The organism is Kribbella sp. C-35, assembly GCF_046549195.1.
Classification (GTDB): Bacteria; Actinomycetota; Actinomycetes; order Propionibacteriales; family Kribbellaceae; genus Kribbella.
The window spans coordinates 978,301-999,560 of record NZ_JAJPWG010000002.1; the positions used below are offsets into that span (position 1 = coordinate 978,301).

A 21,260-nucleotide genomic window follows, 5' to 3' on the forward strand; every position below is an offset into this window, starting at 1 on the left:
TGCATCTCGAACTAGCGACCGGATTCGTACAGGGTCTGCACCTCCGCGTCGGTCAGGGCTCGGTCGTAGAGGTGCACCTGGTCGATGGTCCCGTCGAGGAAGTCGACCTGGTTGCCGCCGAACTTCGCCCGGCCGATCACCGTGTTGCCGGTCGAACTGGAATCGAGCGTGCAGGCGGACTTGGCTGCGACGAGCTGACCGTCGACGTACAGCCTGAGCTCACCCTTCACCACGTCGCGTACGCCGGTGACGTGGTACCACTGCCCCGGGTTCGGCTTCGTCGGCGACAGCGCCCGGATCCCCGGGAAGCTCATCGCGAACCGCTGGTCCTGGCCGGAGTACTGCAGGAAGAACGCGCTGTCGCGATCGCCGTCCTGGCTGACGAACGTCTGGAACGAGGCGTCGGCCTTGTTCAGCTTCACCCAGGCGCTGGCGGTGTAGTTCTTGCTGGTGTCGAGCAGCGCCGCGCCGGTGTCGGCGTACTGGCCGGATCCGTTCAGCGCGAGGCCTTGGCCGTTCTTGCCGGGTCCGTAGACTGCGCCGCCTTGCAGCGTCGCGTCGTTGTTGCCGACGGCATCTTCTCCGGTTCCGTCCAGCGGGTAGAAGTGGATGCCGTCGACGCCGGGCGTGCCCGGGCCGGGGTCCGGGGTTCCGGCGCCGGTTCCGTTCGCCTTGTCGACAATCTGCTTGTTGATTGTCCGCACCTGGGCGAAGTCCATCTTCGGCACCCGGCGGTCGTAGGTGAAGAACCCGTTGAGCTCCCTCTCGACATCGGTGATCTGGGTATAGACCGAGCCGCTGATCCCACACTGTTGGGCGGATCTGAGCACATCGGTCTGGTTCTCGACGTACCTGCGGGTGAGAGTCGCCGAGTCCGGCTCCATCTCGTACGCCGACCCGTCGCCGAACCACATGTGGTCGGGCACCTTGAGGCCGAACCCGCCGTGCTCACCGTCGACCGCCGCGCGATCGCTTGTCGGCGCCGTGGTCGCCGGGCCGAGGTACGCGTGATAGTCGAGGAGGTCACCGCGGCCGGAGTCGCCGTGCGAGTTGCAGCAGTTCACGCCGCTGTGGGCGTTCACCAGGCGGGACGGGTCCTGCGCCTTCACCGAGTCGGCGATCGCACCGGTCTCGGTCCGGTCCCACTCGCCCCAGCCCTCGTTGAACGGCACCCAGACGGTGACCGAGGTGAAGCTCTTGTGCTCCTCCACCATCTCGTGCAGCTCGGACTTGAACTGCGTACGCCACGGCTCGGGCATCGCGTCGGTCTTCGACGCCGGCATGTCCTGCCAGACCATCAGGCCGAGCTTGTCGGCCCAGTAGTACCAGCGGTCCGGCTCGACCTTGATGTGCTTGCGGACGGTGTTGAAGCCGAGTCGCTTGTGCTGCTCGAGGTCGAAGCGGAGCGCCGCGTCGGTCGGTGCTGTGTTCAGTCCGTCCGGCCAGAAGCCCTGGTCGAGGGTGGACAGGTTGAACAGGATCTTCCCGTTCAGTCCCATCCGAAGTTTGCCGTCGGCACCTTTCTGCAATCCGACCGAGCGCATCCCGGCGTACGAACCGATTTGGTCTACCATTTTGCCGCGGTCGAACAGCTTGACCTTGAGGTCGTAGAGGAACGGGTCGGCGGGCGACCAGGTCTTCGGGTTCGGGATCTTCATCCGGAGCTCGGTGTCCGCTTTGCCTCTCACCTGGCCGACCTGCCGGCGTCCGTCGTACGCCGTGACCTCGACGTCGAGGTCCGCCGGCCCAGAGGTCTCGGCTGTGACCTTGAGGGTCTGGTTCGGCAGGTCCGGCGTGAGCTGGAGGCGGCTGATCGAGGCGACGTTCACCGGCTCCATCCAGACGGTCCGCCAGATGCCGGAGCTGCCTTGGTAGAAGATGCCGTGGTCGCCGACCTCACGCTGCTTGCCGATCGGCTGGTATGTCTCGTCGGTGAGGTCCTCCGCCCAGACGATCAGCTCCTGCGGGCCCTTCGCGTGCAGGGCGTTGGTGACGTCGACGTCGAAGCCGTCATAGCCGCCGCGGTGCGTGGCGACCTGACGCCCGTTGACCCAGACCTTCGCGTCGTAGTCGACCGCGCCGAAGTGCAGCACGAGCCGCTGGCCCTTCCAGTTGTCGGGGACCTGGAAGGTACGGCGGTACCACATGCGGTCCTCGTGCTTCTGCAGACCGGAGAGCGCGGACTCGATCGGGTACGGGACGAGCACCTTCTCGTTGAGCGTGCGTCCGAACGGGGGCTGCTCATCTGGGGTCGCGGCGGACCATTCCCATAGGCCGTTGAGGTTGCGCCACTCAGGGCGGGTCAACTGCGGGCGCGGGTACTCCGGGAGCGCGTTCGTGGGCGAGACCTCGTCGGTCCACGGTGTGGTCAGAGGTGGTGTACCAACGTGCCAATCGGGTGTTGCCTGAGCCGTGGGAACCAGGACGGCTGAGGCCACGAGGGCTGCGGCGGTGAGGATCTTGAGCATGGGCGTCGTCCTTCCGGGGCGGGGAAAGGCGATCCCATGGAAACGTTCTCATCACAAAAGCGCAAGAGCTCGCGCACGATCAAACATTCACGCAGACCGGCGTCGGCGTGCTGAAGTCGCCGGTCTGCGTCAGCGTGCCGGCCGTTTGGTCTACCGAAAACGTCGTGATGTTGTTCGACTTCTGATTGGCGACGAACAGCAGGCCGCCGGTCGGGTCGAATGCGGCATGCCGCGGCCAGTCCCCGCCACAGCTCGGCGATCCGAGCAGCTCGAGCCCTGCCTCGTTGGTGCGGAAGATGGAGACACTGTTGTCGCCGCGGTTGGTCACATAGACGAAGCGGCCGTCGGCGGAGATCACCACCTCGCCCGGGTAGTTCTCCCCCGCACCGGTCGGGACCGTGTCGAGGACCGTGAGTACGCCGTTGTCGTAGCCGCAGATCGTGACGGTGCTGTCGAGCTCGTCGGCGACGTAGGCGTACTTGCCCGACGGATGGAATACCAAATGCCGCGGGCCGGCGCCGGTCCTGACCTTCGTCTGGTGCTGCAGCGTGAGCCTCCCGGCCGCGAGCGTGTAGGTGTAGATCGTGTCGGTGCCGAGGTCGACTGCCAGCACGTAGTCACCGACCCGCACCACCTGATGCGCGTGCGGTTCCGGCCCGTCGTGCCGGACCAGGTCAGTTTGTTGCTCAAGGCTCCCATCTGCTGCGATCGGATGGACCGCGACGTCACCGGATCCGTAGTTCGCACTCAGCAGGTAGTCACCGACCTTGGCCAGGTGGCACGGTCCGGATCCGTGGTTGGGTTGGCGATTCAGCACGCGCGGCGTACCGGAGATGTCGATCGCCGTCACCGCGCCGGGGTCCTGCTCGTTCACGGCGTACAGGAAGTTGCCGTCCCGGATGACGAACGACGGGTTCGGTATACCGGCGATCGTCCCCGTCCTGGTGATCTTCCCTTCGGCGTCGTACGTCGCGATGCCCACGCCGTCGCCGTACGTGCCGAGGTACAGCGTGCCTCCGGCCTCGCGGCGCGATCTCCGGCCGATCGCTTCCCCATGGGCCAGACCTTCGCCGTCGGGTGCCTCCCAGGTTGCGGCCTGGTGGATCGGGACGAGGGCAGCGGTGAAGCCGAGGAATCCCCGGCGGCTGAGGTTCACGACGCCACCGGAACGCTGACCCAGGACGGATCGCCCGCCGGTGAACTGAACGTCACCGTCGACCCGATCACGCTCCGCCCGAGGTACCGCGGATCGACCGTGTCCACCACGAGCACGAGATGATGCCCGGCCGGCACCTCCCAACTCGTCGCCTCCAACCGGAGGTCGAGCGGGACCGCCTTACCCGGCGTCGCGCCGCGCAACGTGTACGGCTTGTGCGAGATCAACGAGCCGACGCCGAGCGCGTCGACGTCGTACAGGTAGGCGAACAGCGACGTACTCGCCGCCGACGGCTTCACGGTGAGATGCAGCTTCGGCGACCCGTTCACCACGGTCGCCCGGTCGAACGCCGGACCGGACCAGACCCCGGCGAACGCCCGGTTCACCAGCGGCGTCGCGACCCCGGTCGGGATCGACAGCAACCCCTGCAGCGCACCCGAGACGAGCGCAACCCCACTATCGGCAACCGTTGGTATACCAGCGCCGATCGCCCGGCTCCACCCGATCGACTCCTGACCCTGCAGCGCGCCCGCCTTGGTGAGGTACGACGTACGCTCTTGGCCGACCGCCGCCCAGTTGGCATACCCACGCCACACCCCGCGCTGCGATTTGAGCTGCACCGGCGCTTCCGTGTCGGCGCCGTTGTCCGCGCCGGTGAGGTAATGCCGCAACCAGCCGGCCAACTCGTCCCACGTCTCATTTGGTAGACCAACCGCCCCGCTCGCCTCAGGCGTGGCGTGATCACCATGCGCCAGCAACAGCCGCTTCGGGCCGGTCAGCGCGGTGAAGAAGTCCGTGTACTGCGCCGGCGGGAAGATCGAATCCTCGAACGCGTTCGCGAGGAAGACGGCCGGTTTCCGCGCATTGATTTGGTCTACCATCGTCGCCGCCGAGCGAACCGGCGACAACTGCTTCGCCTCCGCGATCGCACCGTTGAAGTCGCCGGTGGCGAACTTCGTCTGCAACGACGCCATCTCCGGCCCGGGCCGACCGGTGACGTTGCCCAGGGCAAGCAGACCGGCGACAGCCTGGAGCGCGACCGTGTCGTTCGGATCCAGCGACCGGATCAGATCCGCCCAGCCGCTCAGCGCGCCGACCGCCTTGATCCGCGGGTCCTTCGCCGCGGCGAGCAGCGACGTACCGGCGCCGTACGAGATCCCGACCGCGGCGACCCGGCTGGTGTCCGCGGGCGTGTGCGCGTCGGCCCAGTCGATCACCTTGCTGACATCGGCGACGGTCGGCGGTCCGGCGATGTCGATGCCGCCGCCGGTATCCCAGAAGCCGCGGCTCGAGTACGAGATCACCTGGAACCCGGCGGTGGCCAGCATCGCGCCCTGACCGATGTACTCGACGTTCGGCACACCCCAGCTCGACGGCATCACCACGAGCGGGAACGGCCCGTCGCCCTGACCGGTCGGCGTCAGTACGACGGCGCCGACCTCGATCCCGTCGGCGCCGGGGATCCGCTGGTACGACGTACTGAACCCTGGCGCGGTCTGACTTGCGTCCGCACTCGTACCCCTCGCGATCAGGGTCACGGCGATCAGGGTCAGGGCTACTGCTAGGGCGGCAGCGAACTTGCGCACTGGAGGACCTCCGGCAACTGGAATTACCGGAGGGTAACCAGAAAGTTGCCGCTCTGTCACTACCTCGGCACGGTGAGTGCCGGATCGACCCCGGTTGCCTCGACCGACCACTCCCAGAGACGCTGCGCCAGCTCGGGGTCCTGCGCGGTGCGGGTCGGCAGCACGACCTTCGGCGTACCGCGGTACTCGAAGAAGCTCGGGCCGACGAATGATCCAGGACGCAGATCCGGGTACGTCGCGGCGTACAGACTCGGCCACGCGCCGGCCGCCGCAGATTGTGCGACCATGCGCGTGGCGGCGCCCCACAACTGCGCCTGCAGGGCACGCCCGGCGAGCTCAGGACCGGCTGCCTGCAAGTGGGTCGACGCGTACCCGGGATGCGCCCCCACGCTCAGCAGATCGGCTCCGTCGGCGCGAGCCCGGCGGTCGAGCTCCAGCATGAAGAGCAGGTTGGCGAGCTTCGACTTCCCGTACGCCTCCCACTTCCGGTAGCTGCCCGCCGGCCGGCGCAGGTCGTCCTCGCTGAGGCCACGCACGGTCTTGTGCATGAACGAGCTGACCGTGATCACCCGGCTGCCCTTGACCAGCGACGGAAGCAGGCGGCCGGTCAGCGCGAAGTGCCCCAGGTGGTTGGTGCCCAGTTGCAACTCGAACCCGTCCAGCGTCTGCCGGTACGGCGGCGCCATCACGCCGGCGTTGTTGACCAGCAGATCCAGCTTGTCGTACGACTTGACGACCTCCTCGGCCGCCCGCTGGACACTCGCCAGATCGGCCAGGTCGAGCTCGAGGACCGTCGGCGCTCGTCCGGCCTTCTGCGTCAGGGTTTCTACCGCCTGCGCAGCCTTCTCCGGGTTCCGCGCGGCGACGAGCACGTCCGCGCCGTGTCTGAGCAGTTCGAGCGCGGTCTCGTACCCGAGTCCACTGGTGGCGCCCGTCACGAGCGCGAGTCGTCCGGTCAGGTCGGGAATGTCCGCCGTACTCCAGGTCATGCGCCCACAGTAGTCGTGGGCGCACGACCTGGTATTGGTTATGGGAGGATCTTGCGGTCCTGGAAGGCCTTCGTGACCTGGGCGGCCGCCGGCTTTCCGTAGAGCAGCCGGGCAGCCTGGACGGTGTCCTGGGCCGCGGCGGCGAACGACGTGTCGGGGTCGTAGAAGAACGTCGACTCGAGGATCAGCTTGTTGGCCTTCGTCCGGCCGAGCGCCTGGTGGATGTCCCACAGCGCGTTCGACCAGATCTCACCGTCGTCGTGAACCTCACCGGTCTTGTCGTCGATGGTCTTGCCGGTATCCGTCCGGCGCAGGCAGTGCGACTCGTCCGTCGTGTACGACGTGGCGTCCCAGTCCATCACGCACGGCAGCTCGAAGCCCTTGCTCACCGGCACCGACATCGTCACGGCCCAGTAGTCGCCGAAGCCCTCGCCGATCGCGCCGGCCTCCTCCGACTCACCGAAGTTCGGCACCACGTCGTCCTGGATTGCGTGCCCGTACTCGTGCCAGATCACCTCGGCGTCCTCGGCATCGTCGACACCGCCCTCGCCGACGGTGATCATGTCCGTCGACGGGTCGTAGAACGAGTTGTCCCCGGAGAACGTGTCGACCGAGAAGTCCTGCGACTCGTTGTTGACCTCGGTGAATCCGAGCTGGTGGATGTACTCCTGCGTCTGGTTGATGTGGTAGTACACCATCACCTGCTCGAACTTCTCGTTCGCGCGCTGGTAGACGAAGGTGTTGGTCTTGCTCTGCGCCACGCCGCCCTTGGCCTCGGTGATGTTGACATAGGGGCCGTTGAGCTTGCCGGAGCCGTCCAGGTTGCGCAGGATCACGTTCTTCTGCGCCAGGAACAACGCGTCCTGGTTCTTGTCGTTCTGGTCGGTCAGCTTCTCGTTCTGCTCACTGACCACCGGGTTCGGGTCGAACACCGAGCCGCGGCCGTCGACGTTGTCGCTGATCACCTTCGACTCGACGACGGTGCCGGTGTCCGCGTCGACGAGCGAGCGGCTGACACCCTCGGCCGAGCGGCTGGTGACGTTCCAGACCAGGCGCGCGTTCGGTCCGCCGATCACCGCGAGCTGCGCGGCGCCGCTGGTGGCCCCCGGCTGCGGCACGAGGTTCTTGTTCGGCCCGGCGGTCCGGGCACGGTTCGCCCGCGCGGTGACCGCGGCGTTGGCGGTCTGCGTGGCGGACGCCGGCGCGACGGTCGCACTGACATCCAGGTTCGCCGGTACAGCGTCCCGGCCGTCCGCGATCTGCACCGCGCCGTCCTTGGCCACATGCTTGGCGTAGTACCCGTTGATCACCGGCAGCCCCTTGAAGGTCTGCTGGTACCAAGAGTGCTTGCCGAGCAGCGACGTCTTGGTCTTGATCAGCTTCAGCCCGTTCGGATTGGCCGTCGCTGCTTCCGGCGCGGCCCCCGCGGCGCTGGTGAACGACAACCCGAGCGAGACAGTGGCCAGTCCTGCGGTGACGGCCACGAGCGCCTGACGGCGTTTCCTCATCCGTTTCCCTCCCACGTCCAGGTTGCGTAACGCAACCACTACGGTCCGTCGAACCCTAGTTCCGCGCAGTACCCGCTGGGAAGCAGATCGTCACCAGATTCACGCCGTGCAAGGGAAAACCCTGCAGCATTCCCGGCTGCCTTTTGGGCTTCAGCCGCCGGCGAGGATGCGGATCACGCCGGGCAGCACCGCAACACCGACACCTGGGTCAATGGCCCGCTGCACCCCGAGGCCGACACCAAGACTCAGCAACGCCGTTGCGCAGTCCTCAGCCGGCATCGGAAGCTCAATCCCGAACGCCTCCGCATGCTCGGTCAGCAACGCCGCCACCGCGTCCCGGATCTGTGCGTTCCGCTCCGCGAGCCCCCGCCGTACCTGCTCGTCCTGCCGCGCACGGGTCGCGAACTCGACCTCGAACACCGTCCACGCCACGTCGCCGATGGTCGCGTCGGCCCAGCGCTGAAACGCCTTGAGCATGGCGTCGAGCGTCTTCGCGCCCTCGAGTGCGAGCGCCATCCGATGGGCCTGATCGGTGCGGATCGCGTCGACGACCGCGAGGCAGAGCTCGTCCTTGTTGCGGAAGTTCGAGTAGACGGCGCCCTTCGAGTACCCGGCCTCGTCGGCGACCTTCTCCAGGCTGGTCGCGGCGTACCCGTCCCGGAGGAACAGCGCGGTCGCGGTCGCCACCAGCGTCTCGCGGGTCCGGGCCTGGCTCTCGGCGCGGGTCATCCTCGGCATGATCCGACTCTAGTGCCTCGGGTATTGGAATTCTGGCAGTATTCGAATACCGTCGGTTTCTGGAGGTGGTTCGATGGACGTGGTCGTAGTGGGTGCAGGGGCCTCGGGAATCGGCGCGGCGGTCCGGTTGCGGCAGGCCGGGATCAGCTTCGCGGTGCTCGAGAAGGCGCCCGCGCTCGGTGGAACCTGGCGGGACAACACGTACCCGGGGTGCGCGTGCGACGTACCGTCTGCGCTGTACTCGTACTCCTTCGCACCGAACCCGTCGTGGACGCGCGCCTTCGCCCCACAGCCGGAGATCGAGTCCTATCTGGCACAGACGGCCGAGCAGTACGGCGTACTGCCGCACATCCGCTTCGGTGTCGAACTGCTGCGAGCGTCATGGTCCGCGTCGGCTGAGCGCTGGTTATTGGAGACGAGCGACGGGCCGCTGGAAGCGAGGGTGCTGATCACGGCGACCGGTCCGTGGCACGAGCCGCTGCTGCCGTCGATCCCGGGGCGCTTCGACGGGCCGATGTTCCACTCGTCGCGGTGGGACCATTCGATCGACCTCACCGGCAAGCGGGTTGCGGTGATCGGGACGGGCGCGTCGGCCGTGCAGTTCGTGCCGGCCCTGCAGCCGTCGGTGTCCGCGCTGCACGTCTTTCAGCGGACGGCGCAGTGGGTGCTGCCGAAGCCGGATCACTACGTGCCTTCGGTCGAGCGGTGGCTCTTCCGGCGTTTTCCGTCCGCCCAGCGGGCGCTTCGCCGGCTCGAGTACCTCGGCATGGAGGGGCTCGGGCTGGGCTTCCGTCATCCGCAGGTCATGCGGGCGGTGCAGCAGGTGGGGTTGTGGCACCTCCGCCGTTCGGTGCGCTCGGCGTCGTTGCGCGCTGCGCTGACGCCGTCGTACACGATCGGCTGCAAACGGCTGCTGATGTCGAACAGCTACTATCCGGCGCTTGCCCAGAGCAACGTTTCGGTCCATCCGACGGCGGTGGCCGGGTTCGACGGTACCGCGGTCATCGGCGCGGACGGGACGCGCGCGGACGTGGACGTTGTTGTCCTTGGCACCGGCTTCAAGATCCTGGACCTGCCGATTGCTTCCCGGGTCGTCGACGGCGCGGGCCGGAGTCTCGCGGATCATTGGCAAGGGACTCCGCAGGCGTACCTGGGTACGGCGGTGAGCGGGTTCCCGAACTTCTTCAACCTGCTCGGGCCGAATCTCGGGACCGGGCACACGTCGGCGTTCATGATCCTCGAGGCGCAGCTGGACCACGTACTGGGTGCTGTCACGCGGCTGTTGGCCGGTCCGTGGACGAGTCTCGACGTCCGGCCGGAACGGCAGGCCGCGTTCGTCGCCGCTGTGCAATCAGCGTTGCGGGGCACGGTTTATGAGACCGGTGGTTGTACCAGCTACTACCACGATGTGAACGGGCGCAACAGCTTCAGTTGGCCTTGGTCGAGCGGGCGCCTTCGTACCGAAGTGGGTCGCTTCGACGCGTCGGCGTACCGGACTTCTGTTCGGGTCGGCTCATGAGGCCCATGGATCTGCGTCGTTCGGTGGTTGTCGTCACCGGCGCGGCGCGGGGGATCGGCCTCGCCACCGCGGAGGCGTTCGCCGCGGCCGGCGCAACAGTGCACGCCGGTGACCTCGACGACTCCCTCGATGTGACCTCACGCGAGTCTTTCGCGCATTTTGTTGACAATGTGCTTGTCGACAGTGGGCGGATCGACATTCTGGTGAACAACGCCGGCGTGATGCCGCTCGGCCCGTTCCTCGACGAACCCGACGAGATCAGCCGGACGACCCTCGACGTCAACGTCTGGGGCCTGATCAACGGCATGCGCCTCGTCCTCCCCGGCATGATTGCCCGCGGCAACGGTCACGTGGTGAACGTGGCGTCGATGGCGGGCCGGGTCCCGTTCCCCGGTATGGCGGTCTACAACGCGTCGAAGTACGCCGCGGTCGGCCTCACAGCCGCCGTACGCCGGGAGCTCGAGGGCACCGGGGTGACGATCAGCGCGGTGCTGCCGAGCGCCGTACGCACGTCATTGTCATCCGGTGTGCGTCTTGGCGGCCTGCTGCCGACGGTCGATCCCTCAGACGTGGCGGCCGCCGTACTCCGGTCCTGCCACACGCGTCGTCCGGAGCTCGCCGTACCTCGCTGGCTGGCCGGCTGGAAACTCCTCGACGCGGTAGTTCCCTCAGCCATGATGACCAGAGCCCTGCGGCTGGCGGGCGACGACCGCGGACTCACGGCCGATCCCGCGGCGCGTGCCGACTACGCCGAGCGCGTCGCGGCCTTCGCGCGATCTCGCGCACGGAGGTAGCGGACCGAAACTGACCGCTTCTCTGCCTACCGTTGGATCCGCCGATCGGAGAGGATCCGCCATGACCAAGCTGAGCCTGCAGGCCCTGAACCGCGCCACCCTGGACCGCCAGTGGCTCCTCGAACGCCACGACGCGACCGCCCTGGACGCGATCGAACACCTCGTCGGCATGCGGGCCCAAGCCCCGCAAGCGCCGTACGTCGGCCTCTGGACCCGGCTCACGAACTTCGACCCCGCCGACCTCTCCACCCTCCTGGAAACCCGCCAGGCTGTCCGCGGATCGATGATGCGAGCAACCATCCACCTGGTCTCCAGCCGTGACTTCCTCGCATTCCGCCCAATCATCCAGCCCCGGCTGGAACGCGAGGTCTACCAGAACCAGACCTACGGCCGGCACCGCCTCGAAGGCCTGGACATGGACGCCGTCCTGGCCGCCGGCATCGCCCGCATGACCGAAAGCCCCGCCACCGCCGCCCAACTCCGCGACCACCTGGCCCCCCTCTACCCCGACCGAGACCCCGCCGCCCTCGCCCATGCCGTCCGCTGCCTCCTCCCCACCATCCAAACCCCACCCCGAGGCCTCTGGAACAAACCCGGCCAACCCACCCTCACCACAGCCCCCTCTGGCTCCCCCAAACCCCCACCTCAACCACCGCCGACGACTCGGCTCGTAGCGACGAGAACCCAACTGCGTCTGCCGAGGCGATGATCCTCCGCTACCTCGCCGCCTACGGCCCAGCCTCAGTAGCCGACGCCCAAACCTGGTCCGGCCTCACCCGCCTGTCCGAGGTCTTCGACCGCCTCGACCTCCGCACCTACACCGACGCCACCACCAACCGAACCCTCTACGACCTCCCCCACCTCCCCCTCCCCCTCCCCCACGAAGACACCGAGGCCCCCACCCGCTTCCTCCCCGAATACGACAACCTCCTCCTCTCCCACGCCGACCGAACCCGCTTCATCTCAACCTCCACCCGAGCCTCCCTCACACTCCACCAGGTCCTAACCCAGGGCACCGTCCTCTACAACGGCCAAGCCATCGCCCTCTGGAAACTGACCAAGAAGACCAAGACCGCTGCATTGCAGATCGAAGCGATCGGTAATATGAGCCGCCAGGCGCACGAATCCATCGAAGCCGAGGCGCACCAGTTGCTGGCATTCACGAGCGCCGCATCGGAGACCACAATCACGTTCGTGTGATATGTCCCCAGACGCCCCGGTTCAACGAGGTGCGTCGCGACTCATCGGCGCTGCAGATATACCTCAAGCGCACTGATACGTTCTGCCACCGACGGCTGGCCGGTGAGCCAGTCAGGCTGCGCGAACCCTCCGCGACGTTGTCCGCCCTCATGCTGGGCTTGCCATCCGTAGAGGACCTCGAGAAATTTGCGGCCGTAGCCTAGGTCGCTTGTCGTGTGATCCGCCATCCGTTCCGCGAACTTGTTCGCACCGATGAACAGCAATGGCGAGAACAGCGGTGCCAGAAACGCCAACGGCACGGCAAGGCTGTCATAGAAGATCAATGCGCCGAGGATCAGGCCCAGATAGGCAATGAGAAGGAAGCCGATGATGGTGCATCCGACCGCCGGGATCGTCCGGCTCAGTTTGAGCAGTTGCCAGATCACGAAGCCTACGAGTCGAGCCGGAACCGAATACCAGTGCAGGACCCGACTCACCCACAGGTGGCCGTGACGACGCACAGAGAAGTCATGAGCGAGCGCCGCCTCCAAGTGACTCGGAGGCAAAGTGTAGAGCGCCCAACTCGTCACTGAGAGCGTGTTGCCGCCGGTTGCCGAACCGGTTGGGGTCTCGGCTCTTTCAATCCATATCGTGAACCTGCTCGGGTCGACTCCAGACCTGTTCGCGACGGCGTACCAGATAGGAGCGAGGCGCTGGTTCTCCACCATCGTCGGCCGGCGTAGTCCGAGCAGAAAGCGTGCGATCAGACCGTCCGAACCCGGCCAGAACACGATGAGTCCCGTGAGAAGCCATGCGCCGACGACAACGACCGGGTTCCAGTCGAACGTTCCCGACAGCCAAAAGGTGATGACGAAGCTCGCAGCACCCCAGAGCAGCATGGCGACGAACTCAGCAGCGAACATGCCAGAACCACCCGGTGTCCCCGATGCGGCAGGCCCGCCGATCCCGCGCTGCTCGTGCCCATGCGGGCCGTTGACCGGAATCTGCGGCACGGCATTGTCCGCGCCCGGTGTCCTCGGTGCCGAGTCGCGAAAACCATGCTCTCGCGAGCCATCATCGGTACGATCATCCGGGTTCTGCGAGTTGTTCATGTACCGCCTCGGCAATTGGAATCAGTAGAGCGACACGTGAACGTGATCGTAGTGGCCACCTGTCGCATCACTCGGATCGTAGACGCCGCCGCCGTTGTACGGCTTCCACTGCCCAGTGCGTGCACTCCAGATCTTGCCGTACCAGATGAGGTAGTGCAGCCCAGTCGTGCCTGCCGTCTGAATCGCCCAGTTCGCAATGCGATCCCCCTTCGCTCGCGCCGGCGCGGATCGCCGCGAGTCCCCGCCGACGAAGACGTCACACGCTTTCCCCTTCGGATGGTCACTGGTCGGGTTCCAGACATGGGCGTCCCAGCAGCTCATCGGCGGATTGGCGAGCGCGGCACGAGCCTGCGCGACCCACGCAGCCGTGCGTTGGGTGACGAGCCCGCCTGTGCCCGTCGGATCCGTGACGCTTGCAGTCTGCGGGGGCCATACGCCGTTGATGGGGCGGCCTTCGATCAGTCCGCCTCCGCCACAATTGTTGTCGACGTCGGTCGGTTGCGACGGGCCGACGGTAGGTTTCGGCCCGGAGCGCCCCGCGTAGGGATCGCCTGCCCGCTCGAGGTCGATACCTGCCTCCGCTGCGATTTGCCGCGCCGTGCGTTCATGTCGCGCATAGGCATCGGGGAACGCCGAGACCTGAACGGCCTGGGCAGCCTCGGTGAATGACATAGACGGCCAGTCGTCGATGTCGACCAGGCCGGGAGGGCTAGGTGGATTCGCACCACCGAAGAACGCCTCGGCAGCGTACGTCGGATCCAGAATCTGCTGGACCGTGCCCCAACCTGCTGAAGGACGCTGCTGAAACAGCCCAACCGAATCGCGGTCGCCGTAGTCGATGTTCTCAAGTCCCGATTCCTGCAGCGCCGTCATCAGGGCGACCAGAGTCGCTCGACCCGGAAGGCCACGCGCCACTGCGACGCCGTCGATGATCTTGGCGAAGGCAACCTGCCTTGCTCGCACCGGCGCACCCGCAGGCGGATCGTCGACCCGGGAATCACCGCTTCCCGGAGGGCAACTGGCGAGGAACCGGTCGCCTCCAGCACCGAAGGGAACGATCAGGACAAAGCTCATCAATCCGACTACGGCCATTGCTCCGAGCGCCTTCAGGCCAAGGAGTTTGCCCGCGCTCGAGCCGAAGACACCGCCTGCGCCACGATCCATGAACATCACAGTCCCCGTTCGCTCATGGACCGGTCCCGCCGTTCAAGTCGCTGATCACCCAACTGGTTCCCTCGGGCACCAGAGTGATCAGGAGCGGCAGTACCATGCGGTTGGGGCGCTTGCCCGTGACATCGATCGTGACGGAAACCAGGCGGCTGATCCGCGTCGGCGTGTCCACCGGAGCTGAATCCGGCTTCGGCATCTCGACTTTCACGGCGGCCACAGTGGATTTCCCACCGTCGGACTTCAGGGCGTCGTAGGTCGAATCGCCTTCGGACTGCAGGCTCTCTCCGAGCTCAGACGTGATGTAGGCAGCTGTCTTGTCGATGAGATTCGCATATGTCTCACTCGACGGATCACGTGCGTAGAACACCCGTGCCCAAGCATTGAGGGTAGTCGTCACGGCCGTCGTTGCAGCCGCCGACGGACGCTCGGTCAGGATCGGCGGAGTGGAGTTCTGCAGCGTCGCTGGGCCTGAGGGAGTCGTCGACGACTGTGGTGCCTGAGAAGACTGCGCCTCGTCGGGCGGTCGCGAAGGAGTCAGCACCCCAACATCTCCACGGGTGGGAGATTCATCTCCTCGCAGCAGACGCGGCAACCCGCCGCCGAGACCGAGAACGATGATCGCGAGGATCACGACGGCGACTATGACCGTCACCGGGCTCGTAGGCTCCGCTTGTCGCTGCTGGCGGAGCCAAGCCACACGTTGTGCCTGATCGTCACGGCGCCAGGTGCGCTTCGCCCGACGACGCTCTCGCCGGCTCAGCTCGTCAATCTCGTCGGGATAGTCGTAGTCCGTCCGAACCATGTCACGCCAGTTCGTCGGCTCATCGGGCCGGACCCTGCCGGAATCGTCATCGCGATCACGCCGCGAAGAGTCGCCGCCGCTCTTCATCGTCTGGTCACCTGCGGCTTGGCACCATGACCGTCACGCCGTCCTTCGTGACGCTCGAATATTCGCGGAACCGTCGGCCCGAACTGGACGGTGCCTTGCGGCGATCGCGAGCCGCCTTGGGAGGTCCGTCGCGCAGGCTCGCCGAATGCGTATGAGCTCTCGGCTCAAATCTGCTGTGCGAGGCGGGACGACTGTCGTTTCTGATCGACTTCGCGTGCCTTGCCTGCCTGGCTTCTGCCTTCGACGATCCGCCACCGGCCCCGCCCGACTGAGCTCCGCTGTTCGCTGTACTGGATCGAACGGACGGCGAGGACGACAATCCAACGGTGATCGTTCGGCGTCGACCAGAGGCGCCGCCCGAAGTCGCAGAAGGGGTTGTCGCCGATGTCGCGTCACTGGATGTCTGTGCGTGGTCCTTGAGGCGCGCGAGCTTCGAATCCTGATTTCCGCCAGAGCCCGCACGAGCCGAAGTCGTCCCTGCCGGCTCGATAGCTCGACGTTCAGGAGAACTCATCGCATGAGCCGGCGCCTGTCGTGCCGACAGCATGCGATAGTTGCCTCCGAGCGCCGGTGCCTGTCGGAAGACCCGGACGGATGAGGCTCGCTCGACTTTTGTCTCGTACGACCCTCTCGAGCTCTTCTCCCCGACCGTTGGACTCGCGGCTCGGCTGCCTACAACGCCCATGAGACGCCGAACGGCCCCCATAGCTCCTCTGCGAGCAAGGCCTCCCATGACCAGGCTTCCCATTCCCGGCCGCATCATCGAACTCATGCTCTCGAAGAGCCGCCGAAGCCGGAACCCTGCAATGAGAACGGCGATCGCGAGCCCACTCACAGGAAGCCATCCGAGCGTGTCGGTCAGGCTGAAGACCGCAGTGACAAGTGCCAAGGTGGTCGAGAACACCAGCAGGGCAAGGATCGACTGCAGAACCAGGCCGAGTAAGGCCTCGAACCAGTTCATCCCCCATTGCCTGGTCCGGCCGGGAACAGCCCACAGACAGGTGAACAGGACACCGACCACCAGCAAGATCATGCAGCCGATGAATGCCATCAAGGCTGTGAACGCAAGTGACACCGTCAAGAACGCGAACAGCGTCGCCGCTATCGCACCAAGAGTCAGCACGCCCACGCGTCCGAAAGGATTGTCACCCTTCGCCCACTTCACTGTCGGCGCATCTCCGCCGCCCTCAGCCTTGCTGATCTCCTTATCGATGTAGCTGTTGCGGGCATCGCCGTCGGTGCCCTTGTCGAGGATGGCCTTGCCGTAGCGCTGACAAGCCTGGAGAGAACCGAACTCAGCAACGCACCACGGGGTCGCCGCGAAGGCTCGCCAAGTTGCGTCACCGGATTTTCGCAGCAGCGTGTCACGCTTGGAGCCAGCAAAACTAGGTTCGGGCCACTCGATCGGAACCTTTGTCGTCGATCCGAGTACCTCGGTGGACGTTCCGACAACCGCGTCGGAACCAATCTGCCGTGCGCCATCGACGCCGTGCAGCCAAGTCGCCGGCGCGACAGCGAAACTCGTGGCCAACAGTCCAGCGGCAAAGACCCATACCAACTGACTCATCGAGCTACCGCTGGCCCGCCGCTGCGCGTATGCGGCAATCGCGCCGAACGCCAGAGCGGACGGCAGCAACCATCCGGCAAGTTGCGTGTTCACCAGACCGATGGCCGACGAAGCGGTGTCGGTCAAAGGCTTCAGATCTGTGAACGAGAACAGCCACCAGCCCACAGAGATCGCTGCGCGGGTGATTGCGACGATGTACAGCATCACCATGTGCGCGTAGCCGTTGAACACGGCCTCCATGGGATCGCGGAAGCTCGTTTCGAAGTCCAGCCCATAGACCGTCGGGCTGTACTGCTCGAAGAGCGTTCGCGAATCACCGTGGGTCAGGTCAGGGGTAGGTAGAAGGTCACCGAAACCGGTTGGGTTGGTCGGGCCTTGGTTGGGGTCGGCGGCTAGGGCTAGTTGGGAGGTGAGGATCAGGGAGACGGAGAGGACGGTGAGCGCCGTTCGGGTGCGGCGCTGCCATCTCATGCGACGTGCTCCTTGCCGGTGGGGGACTTGGTGGGTTGGTCGGAGCCGTTGGGGGTGGGGTCGGTGGTGTCGTAGGCGGGGTACATCGCCTCGTTGTAGGCGGCCTCGTCTGCCTCTTGGTCGTAGACCTCATCGGGGCCGATCGGGGACTCGTAGCGGAGCGCGTGGTGGCGGTCTTCGCTGGAGGGGGTTGGAGGGTGGCCGTTCTGCTGGGCGACGGCGGAGGTTGCCTGTGCAGCTGTGGCTGGTGCGGGATCAGGGGCCGCGGTGGGCGGCGGGCTCGGGTGTGCTGGGTTGCCTTGTGGTATTCCGTTGCCGGTCGCGAACGGCTGGTGCTCGGCGGCAGGAGTTGCGGGCTGGGGTGCGTGCGGCACATCCGGTGTGGAGGTCGGCGCGGCCGGAACTGGTTGCTGGTGCTCCGGCGTTGCCGCCGCAGCCGCTGCCGAAGCCGCCTCTGCCGGTCTTGGGGCGGCCTGAGCCGGTGCCTGTCGCTGAGCGAGCGACTGGGCCGCAGCGGGTGCCTGGGCCTGAGGCTGGGCCTGGGCCTGGGTTTCAGGCTGGGCCTGGGTTTCAGGCTGGGCCTGGGGATGCGGCGCCTGGTTGCGGAGTTCGTCCTGGACGCGTGGGCTGACGGCTTGCCGGTCGGTCTGCTGGTCTGCAGCCTCGCGGTCAGGGCTGGCCTGCGCGAGCGCTGGTTCGAAGGCCGGTTCCTCGTCCTCGGCGAAGGGGTCTTCCGGGACGGCGATGGTCTGGGCAGGAGCCGTAGCGGCCGCGTGTTCGGATTCGGGGGTGGTGCGGAGTAGGGCTGCGACCTGTTGGCTGGGGATGTCGATTTGGACTGTGGCTACTTCGTCCCAGCGGTCTCGCATGATGCAGTGGCCGTGGCGGATGGATTTGCCGTTGGCGGCGGTGTTGATGCCGCGGACCAGGGTTTGGTACGGCGCAGTCTGCGGCCGACCCAACAACTCCAGGAGTGAGTCGACCTGTTCGCGGGAGCGGAGGCTGAAGGCGAACAGGGTGGTGATCTGCTCGACGAGGCCGGGGAGTTTCAGGATCGAGGCCGGGTCCTGGGTGTCCAGGACCAGGGAGGCGCCGAGGGCGCGGCCGACACGGGCGATGTAGTCGAGGAAGGAGGCGCCGTCGGGGGTCTTCGTCAGCAGGTGGACCTCAGGGACGATGACGACCTTGGAGCGGCCGCGGAACTCGCGGCGGCCCGTCGTACGGACCATCCAGGCCAGGCAGCCGCGGAGGCAGGCCATGCCGACGCGTTCGATGGGGGACCAGGACTCGGGGGCCGACTCGGGGGACGGCAGCGTGAGGCCGGGCATCTGGACGACCCAGAGGCCTGGGTTCGTGGTCAGGGAGGAGAGGCCGGACGGTGGGCCGGCGACGACGGAGCCGAGACCTGTCTCGACCAGGTCGCGCAGCGCGAAGCCGACAGTCCGCACCGTCTCCGAGTCGGAGGCGCAGAGCCGCTGGATGACACCCCACGACGAAGGATCGGGAGACTGGATCTCCGCGCGGGTAGCGGCCATGACCGGTGCCTCGGCCGCACCACGCAGATGAGGCGGCAGCAACAGCATCAGCTGCGACGGGGCCTGCAGCAGTGCGTCGTCAACGGGCAGCACCCGCAGCAGGTCTGCAGCGCCGGAGAACTGTGCCGTGATCTCAATGACAGCAGTGGGTACGCCGTACTCCGCGGCGACCGCGGAGACGCCGGCAGCGTCGCCCTTCAGGTCCAGCAGCGGCACCCATGCGCCGGCGAACGCGGAGTCCAGACCGCCCAGCATCGCGGCAGTCGTCTTCCCTCGACCGGACCGGCCGAGGAAGAGAGTCGTGGTCGCGTCACCGAGGGCAGAACCAGCTGCGGCGTCGAAACGCACCAGACCGGGTGTGGAGCCGGTCAGGTACCCGATGGCCGGGCCGGTGGCGTCACCGATCGAGGCACCGCCCCAGAACCAGGACCCGAAGAACGCGGTGGACTCACGCACGTGCCCGAGGTCCGGCACGCGCAGCTGGTCGCCCGGCAAGGACTCCAGCCACAGGTCGCGCTGCTCGTCCGCGCCGGCGGCAACGGTGATGCCGCGGTCCGCGTAGTGCGCGATGACCGCGTCGACGTACGCCTCGAGGTCCTCACGCGTGTCCGCGCTGACCAGCAACCGCGGGTGGTCCTCGACCAGTGTTAGACCGCTGCGGTTGATGTCGCGCTTGACCTCGCGCATGACGCGTTCGGTCTCGACGATCTCGTCGGCCGTCTCCTCCGCAGTACCCTTCGCGGCCGAGCGGCGCTGCTCCTTCGCGCTCTTCCGGGTCTCGTCTACCAGGTGGCGCGCGGTCTTCTTCGTCAGTACGCGGAACCGGACGGAGGCCTCGACGGTGACGTCGATCTCCTCGCCGTCGTCGTCGATCGCCTTGATCTCCGACAGCGTCCGCAGCCACTCCCCCGCGCCCGGTGTCTCGAGCTCCTCGGGGAAGTCCGTCATCGCGAGGACAGTCGTGTACGCCGCGATCTGGCCACGCGTGTCGTAGATCCGCAGGTGGTCGGTGTACGGCACTACGCGTCCGGACGTCAGGCGAGCCAGCGAGGCACCGGTGATCAGGCCGCGTCGCGGCGCCGCGACTGCTCCGCGGTGCATCTCGCGACTGATCAGCCAGGAAATCACCTCGGCCGGCGCTGTGTGCGCACGCCAGACCGTCGAGCCGAGTTGACGAGCGAGCTTGCGCACCCGCTCGTCCAGGTGCGCGAGCTCGCGCGCGCTGACCCGCCACGACGTCGTACCGAGTGCGTCACTGATCGAGCCGCGGACCTGCGCGGTGGCCCGCGGGTCGCGGTCGGACAGGTGTACGCCGAGTGCGACGTACCGCTCCGGCATCCGCATCTCGTCGATCCGGTCGGCCCGGGTCTGCGCCCACGCCTCGTGGTCGCCGAGCCGGTAGTGGCCGGCCACGGAGTCGATGTAGTCCTGACCGGTCGAGCGGCCCCACACCACCTTCAGGTGGCTGAGCCGGTCGCCGAGGATCGTCGCGGCGGCGCTGACCGCGGCGTCCAGGGCCGCGTCCTGCTCGGCCTCGGTGGCCAGGTCGGTGTTCGCCACCGAGATCAGGAACCACGCCTCGGCGCTGCGCTCGGTCACCAGCAGACCGTCGGCGATAGCAACAAGACGAGGTGGCGGCAGGCCGCGCTCGCGGCCGACCCCCACCAGGTTCAAGAGCTTGTCAGCGATCTTCATTCGCGGCCCTTCCCTGACGACGTCCTGCGACTCACCCGTTGCACATGATCCGAACCGAGCAGGCGGGCCCGCTGGTTGACGGTGATGTCCGCACCCGCGCGGACCCTCGGGTCGACCTCCACCACGACCTCACGTTCCCACTCCGGCGTGACCCGGGCCTTGGCCAGATCGGCCACCTTCCGGGTCGAGATGCGCTCCCGCCAGGGCAGGTACTCCGTCTTGTCGGCGGCGCGCGCGCCCAGGCCGATGATGGGGCGGTGCGCACGCAACGCGTACCGGACGGAGAGCGCCCATTCGGTCACCCGCCGGCGACGCTCGTGGAACTTGCCGGGGCGCCAGCCGAACGCGGTGATCACGAACGGCGGCACGATGTACAGGCTGACGGTGGGTTTCTTCGGTACGCCGATGAACGGGAACAGCAAGGCCACCCAGAGCACGATGATCACCGCTCCGAAGATGATCATCCGGCGCCGGGCGCCTTCTCCGAGGTCGATCCCGAGCAGGTCGTACTGCCGGGTCTCGATCTCGAAGTGGTGGGTCAGGGTGCGGCCGACTCGCATCAATTACCTCCGGACAGCAATCCCCAGAAGCCCTTGAGCACGTTGATGGTCTGGTTGTTGGCGTAGATCAGCCCGCCGACCAGGACCCCGGCCGCGATGTGGCCGAACAGCTCGCCCCACTCGCGCTTGAAGTAGTGGCCGATGGCACGCAACACGAGGATCGCGATGAAGATGTTCCCCGCGATGACCAGGACCCAGTCCTTGAAGTCCGCGCCCGTCGGCACATTGGGGTCGGCCATGGGCACGGCAAGCTGAAGCACGCTCGCAGCCAGTTCGTGAGTCGTCATTGCGGTGTCTCCCTTGTTGCCTCGGTCATCCGATGGC

16 protein-coding genes and 1 pseudogene are annotated in these 21,260 nt (G+C 66.8%); 4 read left to right on the forward strand and 13 right to left on the reverse strand.

Annotated features, from left to right (window positions below):
- Nucleotides 1–11: 11 nt before the first annotated feature.
- The 6 genes from ACLJOO_RS17165 to ACLJOO_RS17190 form a co-directional block, all read right to left on the reverse strand.
- Nucleotides 12–2,468 carry a LamG-like jellyroll fold domain-containing protein gene (locus ACLJOO_RS17165; RefSeq protein WP_410788159.1) on the reverse strand — a complete coding sequence of 819 codons (2,457 nt, stop codon included), beginning with the start codon at nt 2,466–2,468 and terminating at the stop codon, nt 12–14.
- Nucleotides 2,469–2,547: 79 nt separating this feature from the next.
- On the reverse strand, nt 2,548–3,624 hold the full coding sequence (locus ACLJOO_RS17170; protein WP_410788160.1) for a lactonase family protein: 1,077 nt from the start codon (nt 3,622–3,624) through the stop codon (nt 2,548–2,550).
- Entirely contained in the window at nt 3,621–5,210 is a 1,590-nt protein-coding gene (locus ACLJOO_RS17175; protein ID WP_410788161.1) for a CocE/NonD family hydrolase, read from the reverse strand. The genes ACLJOO_RS17170 and ACLJOO_RS17175 overlap by 4 nt, the downstream gene beginning before the upstream one ends.
- 59 nt (nt 5,211–5,269) lie before the next feature.
- Entirely contained in the window at nt 5,270–6,199 is a 930-nt protein-coding gene (locus ACLJOO_RS17180; protein ID WP_410788162.1) for an oxidoreductase, read from the reverse strand.
- 38 nt (nt 6,200–6,237) lie between these two features.
- Nucleotides 6,238–7,707 carry a M36 family metallopeptidase gene (locus ACLJOO_RS17185; RefSeq protein ID WP_410788163.1) on the reverse strand — a complete coding sequence of 490 codons (1,470 nt, stop codon included), beginning with the start codon at nt 7,705–7,707 and terminating at the stop codon, nt 6,238–6,240.
- 150 nt (nt 7,708–7,857) lie between these two features.
- Nucleotides 7,858–8,445, reverse strand: a complete 588-nt coding sequence (locus ACLJOO_RS17190; protein WP_410788164.1) for a TetR/AcrR family transcriptional regulator — start codon at nt 8,443–8,445, stop codon at nt 7,858–7,860.
- 73 nt (nt 8,446–8,518) lie between these two features.
- Between ACLJOO_RS17190 and ACLJOO_RS17195 the strand changes: the two genes are divergently transcribed.
- The 4 genes and pseudogenes from ACLJOO_RS17195 (at nt 8,519) to ACLJOO_RS17210 (ending at nt 11,958) form a co-directional block, all read left to right on the forward strand.
- Entirely contained in the window at nt 8,519–9,964 is a 1,446-nt protein-coding gene (locus tag ACLJOO_RS17195; RefSeq protein WP_410788165.1) for a flavin-containing monooxygenase, read from the forward strand.
- Entirely contained in the window at nt 9,961–10,758 is a 798-nt protein-coding gene (locus tag ACLJOO_RS17200) for an SDR family oxidoreductase (RefSeq protein ID WP_410788166.1), read from the forward strand. Before ACLJOO_RS17195 ends, ACLJOO_RS17200 begins: the two co-directional genes overlap by 4 nt.
- 169 nt (nt 10,759–10,927) lie before the next feature.
- A pseudogene (locus ACLJOO_RS17205) lies at nt 10,928–11,293 on the forward strand (DNA glycosylase AlkZ-like family protein); the annotation flags it as partial.
- 47 nt (nt 11,294–11,340) lie between these two features.
- On the forward strand, nt 11,341–11,958 hold the full coding sequence (locus ACLJOO_RS17210; RefSeq protein WP_410788685.1) for a DNA glycosylase AlkZ-like family protein: 618 nt from the start codon (nt 11,341–11,343) through the stop codon (nt 11,956–11,958).
- Between the two features lie 41 nt (nt 11,959–11,999).
- Here ACLJOO_RS17210 and ACLJOO_RS17215 read toward each other — a convergent pair whose 3' ends face one another.
- From ACLJOO_RS17215 to ACLJOO_RS17245, 7 genes are read right to left on the reverse strand one after another with little or no spacing between them, the layout of a single operon-like run.
- Nucleotides 12,000–13,049 carry a hypothetical protein gene (locus ACLJOO_RS17215; protein ID WP_410788167.1) on the reverse strand — a complete coding sequence of 350 codons (1,050 nt, stop codon included), beginning with the start codon at nt 13,047–13,049 and terminating at the stop codon, nt 12,000–12,002.
- Between the two features lie 21 nt (nt 13,050–13,070).
- Nucleotides 13,071–14,219, reverse strand: coding sequence for a hypothetical protein (locus tag ACLJOO_RS17220; protein WP_410788168.1), 1,149 nt, complete (start codon nt 14,217–14,219; stop codon nt 13,071–13,073).
- A gap of 16 nt (nt 14,220–14,235) precedes the next feature.
- On the reverse strand, nt 14,236–15,108 hold the full coding sequence (locus tag ACLJOO_RS17225) for a hypothetical protein (RefSeq protein ID WP_410788169.1): 873 nt from the start codon (nt 15,106–15,108) through the stop codon (nt 14,236–14,238).
- Between the two features lie 7 nt (nt 15,109–15,115).
- Nucleotides 15,116–17,146, reverse strand: coding sequence for a hypothetical protein (locus ACLJOO_RS17230; protein WP_410788170.1), 2,031 nt, complete (start codon nt 17,144–17,146; stop codon nt 15,116–15,118).
- Nucleotides 17,143–20,376 carry an ATP-binding protein gene (locus ACLJOO_RS17235; protein WP_410788171.1) on the reverse strand — a complete coding sequence of 1,078 codons (3,234 nt, stop codon included), beginning with the start codon at nt 20,374–20,376 and terminating at the stop codon, nt 17,143–17,145. Before ACLJOO_RS17235 ends, ACLJOO_RS17230 begins: the two co-directional genes overlap by 4 nt.
- Nucleotides 20,373–20,936, reverse strand: a complete 564-nt coding sequence (locus ACLJOO_RS17240; protein ID WP_410788172.1) for a hypothetical protein — start codon at nt 20,934–20,936, stop codon at nt 20,373–20,375. The genes ACLJOO_RS17235 and ACLJOO_RS17240 overlap by 4 nt, the downstream gene beginning before the upstream one ends.
- Nucleotides 20,936–21,223: a hypothetical protein gene (locus ACLJOO_RS17245; protein ID WP_130380595.1), complete on the reverse strand. Its 288-nt coding sequence runs from the start codon at nt 21,221–21,223 to the stop codon at nt 20,936–20,938. The genes ACLJOO_RS17240 and ACLJOO_RS17245 overlap by 1 nt, the downstream gene beginning before the upstream one ends.
- Between the last annotated feature and the right edge of the window lie 37 nt (nt 21,224–21,260).

Coding starts and splice junctions, on each gene's coding strand:
- ACLJOO_RS17165 (WP_410788159.1), bottom strand. CDS start 2,468: ATGCTCAAGATCCTCACCGCCGCAGCCCTCGTGGCCTCAGCCGTCCTG.
- ACLJOO_RS17180 (WP_410788162.1), bottom strand. CDS start 6,199: ATGACCTGGAGTACGGCGGACATTCCCGACCTGACCGGACGACTCGCG.
- ACLJOO_RS17185 (WP_410788163.1), bottom strand. CDS start 7,707: ATGAGGAAACGCCGTCAGGCGCTCGTGGCCGTCACCGCAGGACTGGCC.
- ACLJOO_RS17190 (WP_410788164.1), bottom strand. CDS start 8,445: ATGCCGAGGATGACCCGCGCCGAGAGCCAGGCCCGGACCCGCGAGACG.
- ACLJOO_RS17195 (WP_410788165.1), top strand. CDS start 8,519: ATGGACGTGGTCGTAGTGGGTGCAGGGGCCTCGGGAATCGGCGCGGCG.
- ACLJOO_RS17200 (WP_410788166.1), top strand. CDS start 9,961: ATGAGGCCCATGGATCTGCGTCGTTCGGTGGTTGTCGTCACCGGCGCG.
- ACLJOO_RS17215 (WP_410788167.1), bottom strand. CDS start 13,049: ATGAACAACTCGCAGAACCCGGATGATCGTACCGATGATGGCTCGCGA.
- ACLJOO_RS17220 (WP_410788168.1), bottom strand. CDS start 14,219: ATGTTCATGGATCGTGGCGCAGGCGGTGTCTTCGGCTCGAGCGCGGGC.
- ACLJOO_RS17225 (WP_410788169.1), bottom strand. CDS start 15,108: ATGAAGAGCGGCGGCGACTCTTCGCGGCGTGATCGCGATGACGATTCC.
- ACLJOO_RS17230 (WP_410788170.1), bottom strand. CDS start 17,146: ATGAGATGGCAGCGCCGCACCCGAACGGCGCTCACCGTCCTCTCCGTC.
- ACLJOO_RS17235 (WP_410788171.1), bottom strand. CDS start 20,376: ATGAAGATCGCTGACAAGCTCTTGAACCTGGTGGGGGTCGGCCGCGAG.
- ACLJOO_RS17240 (WP_410788172.1), bottom strand. CDS start 20,936: ATGCGAGTCGGCCGCACCCTGACCCACCACTTCGAGATCGAGACCCGG.
- ACLJOO_RS17245 (WP_130380595.1), bottom strand. CDS start 21,223: ATGACGACTCACGAACTGGCTGCGAGCGTGCTTCAGCTTGCCGTGCCC.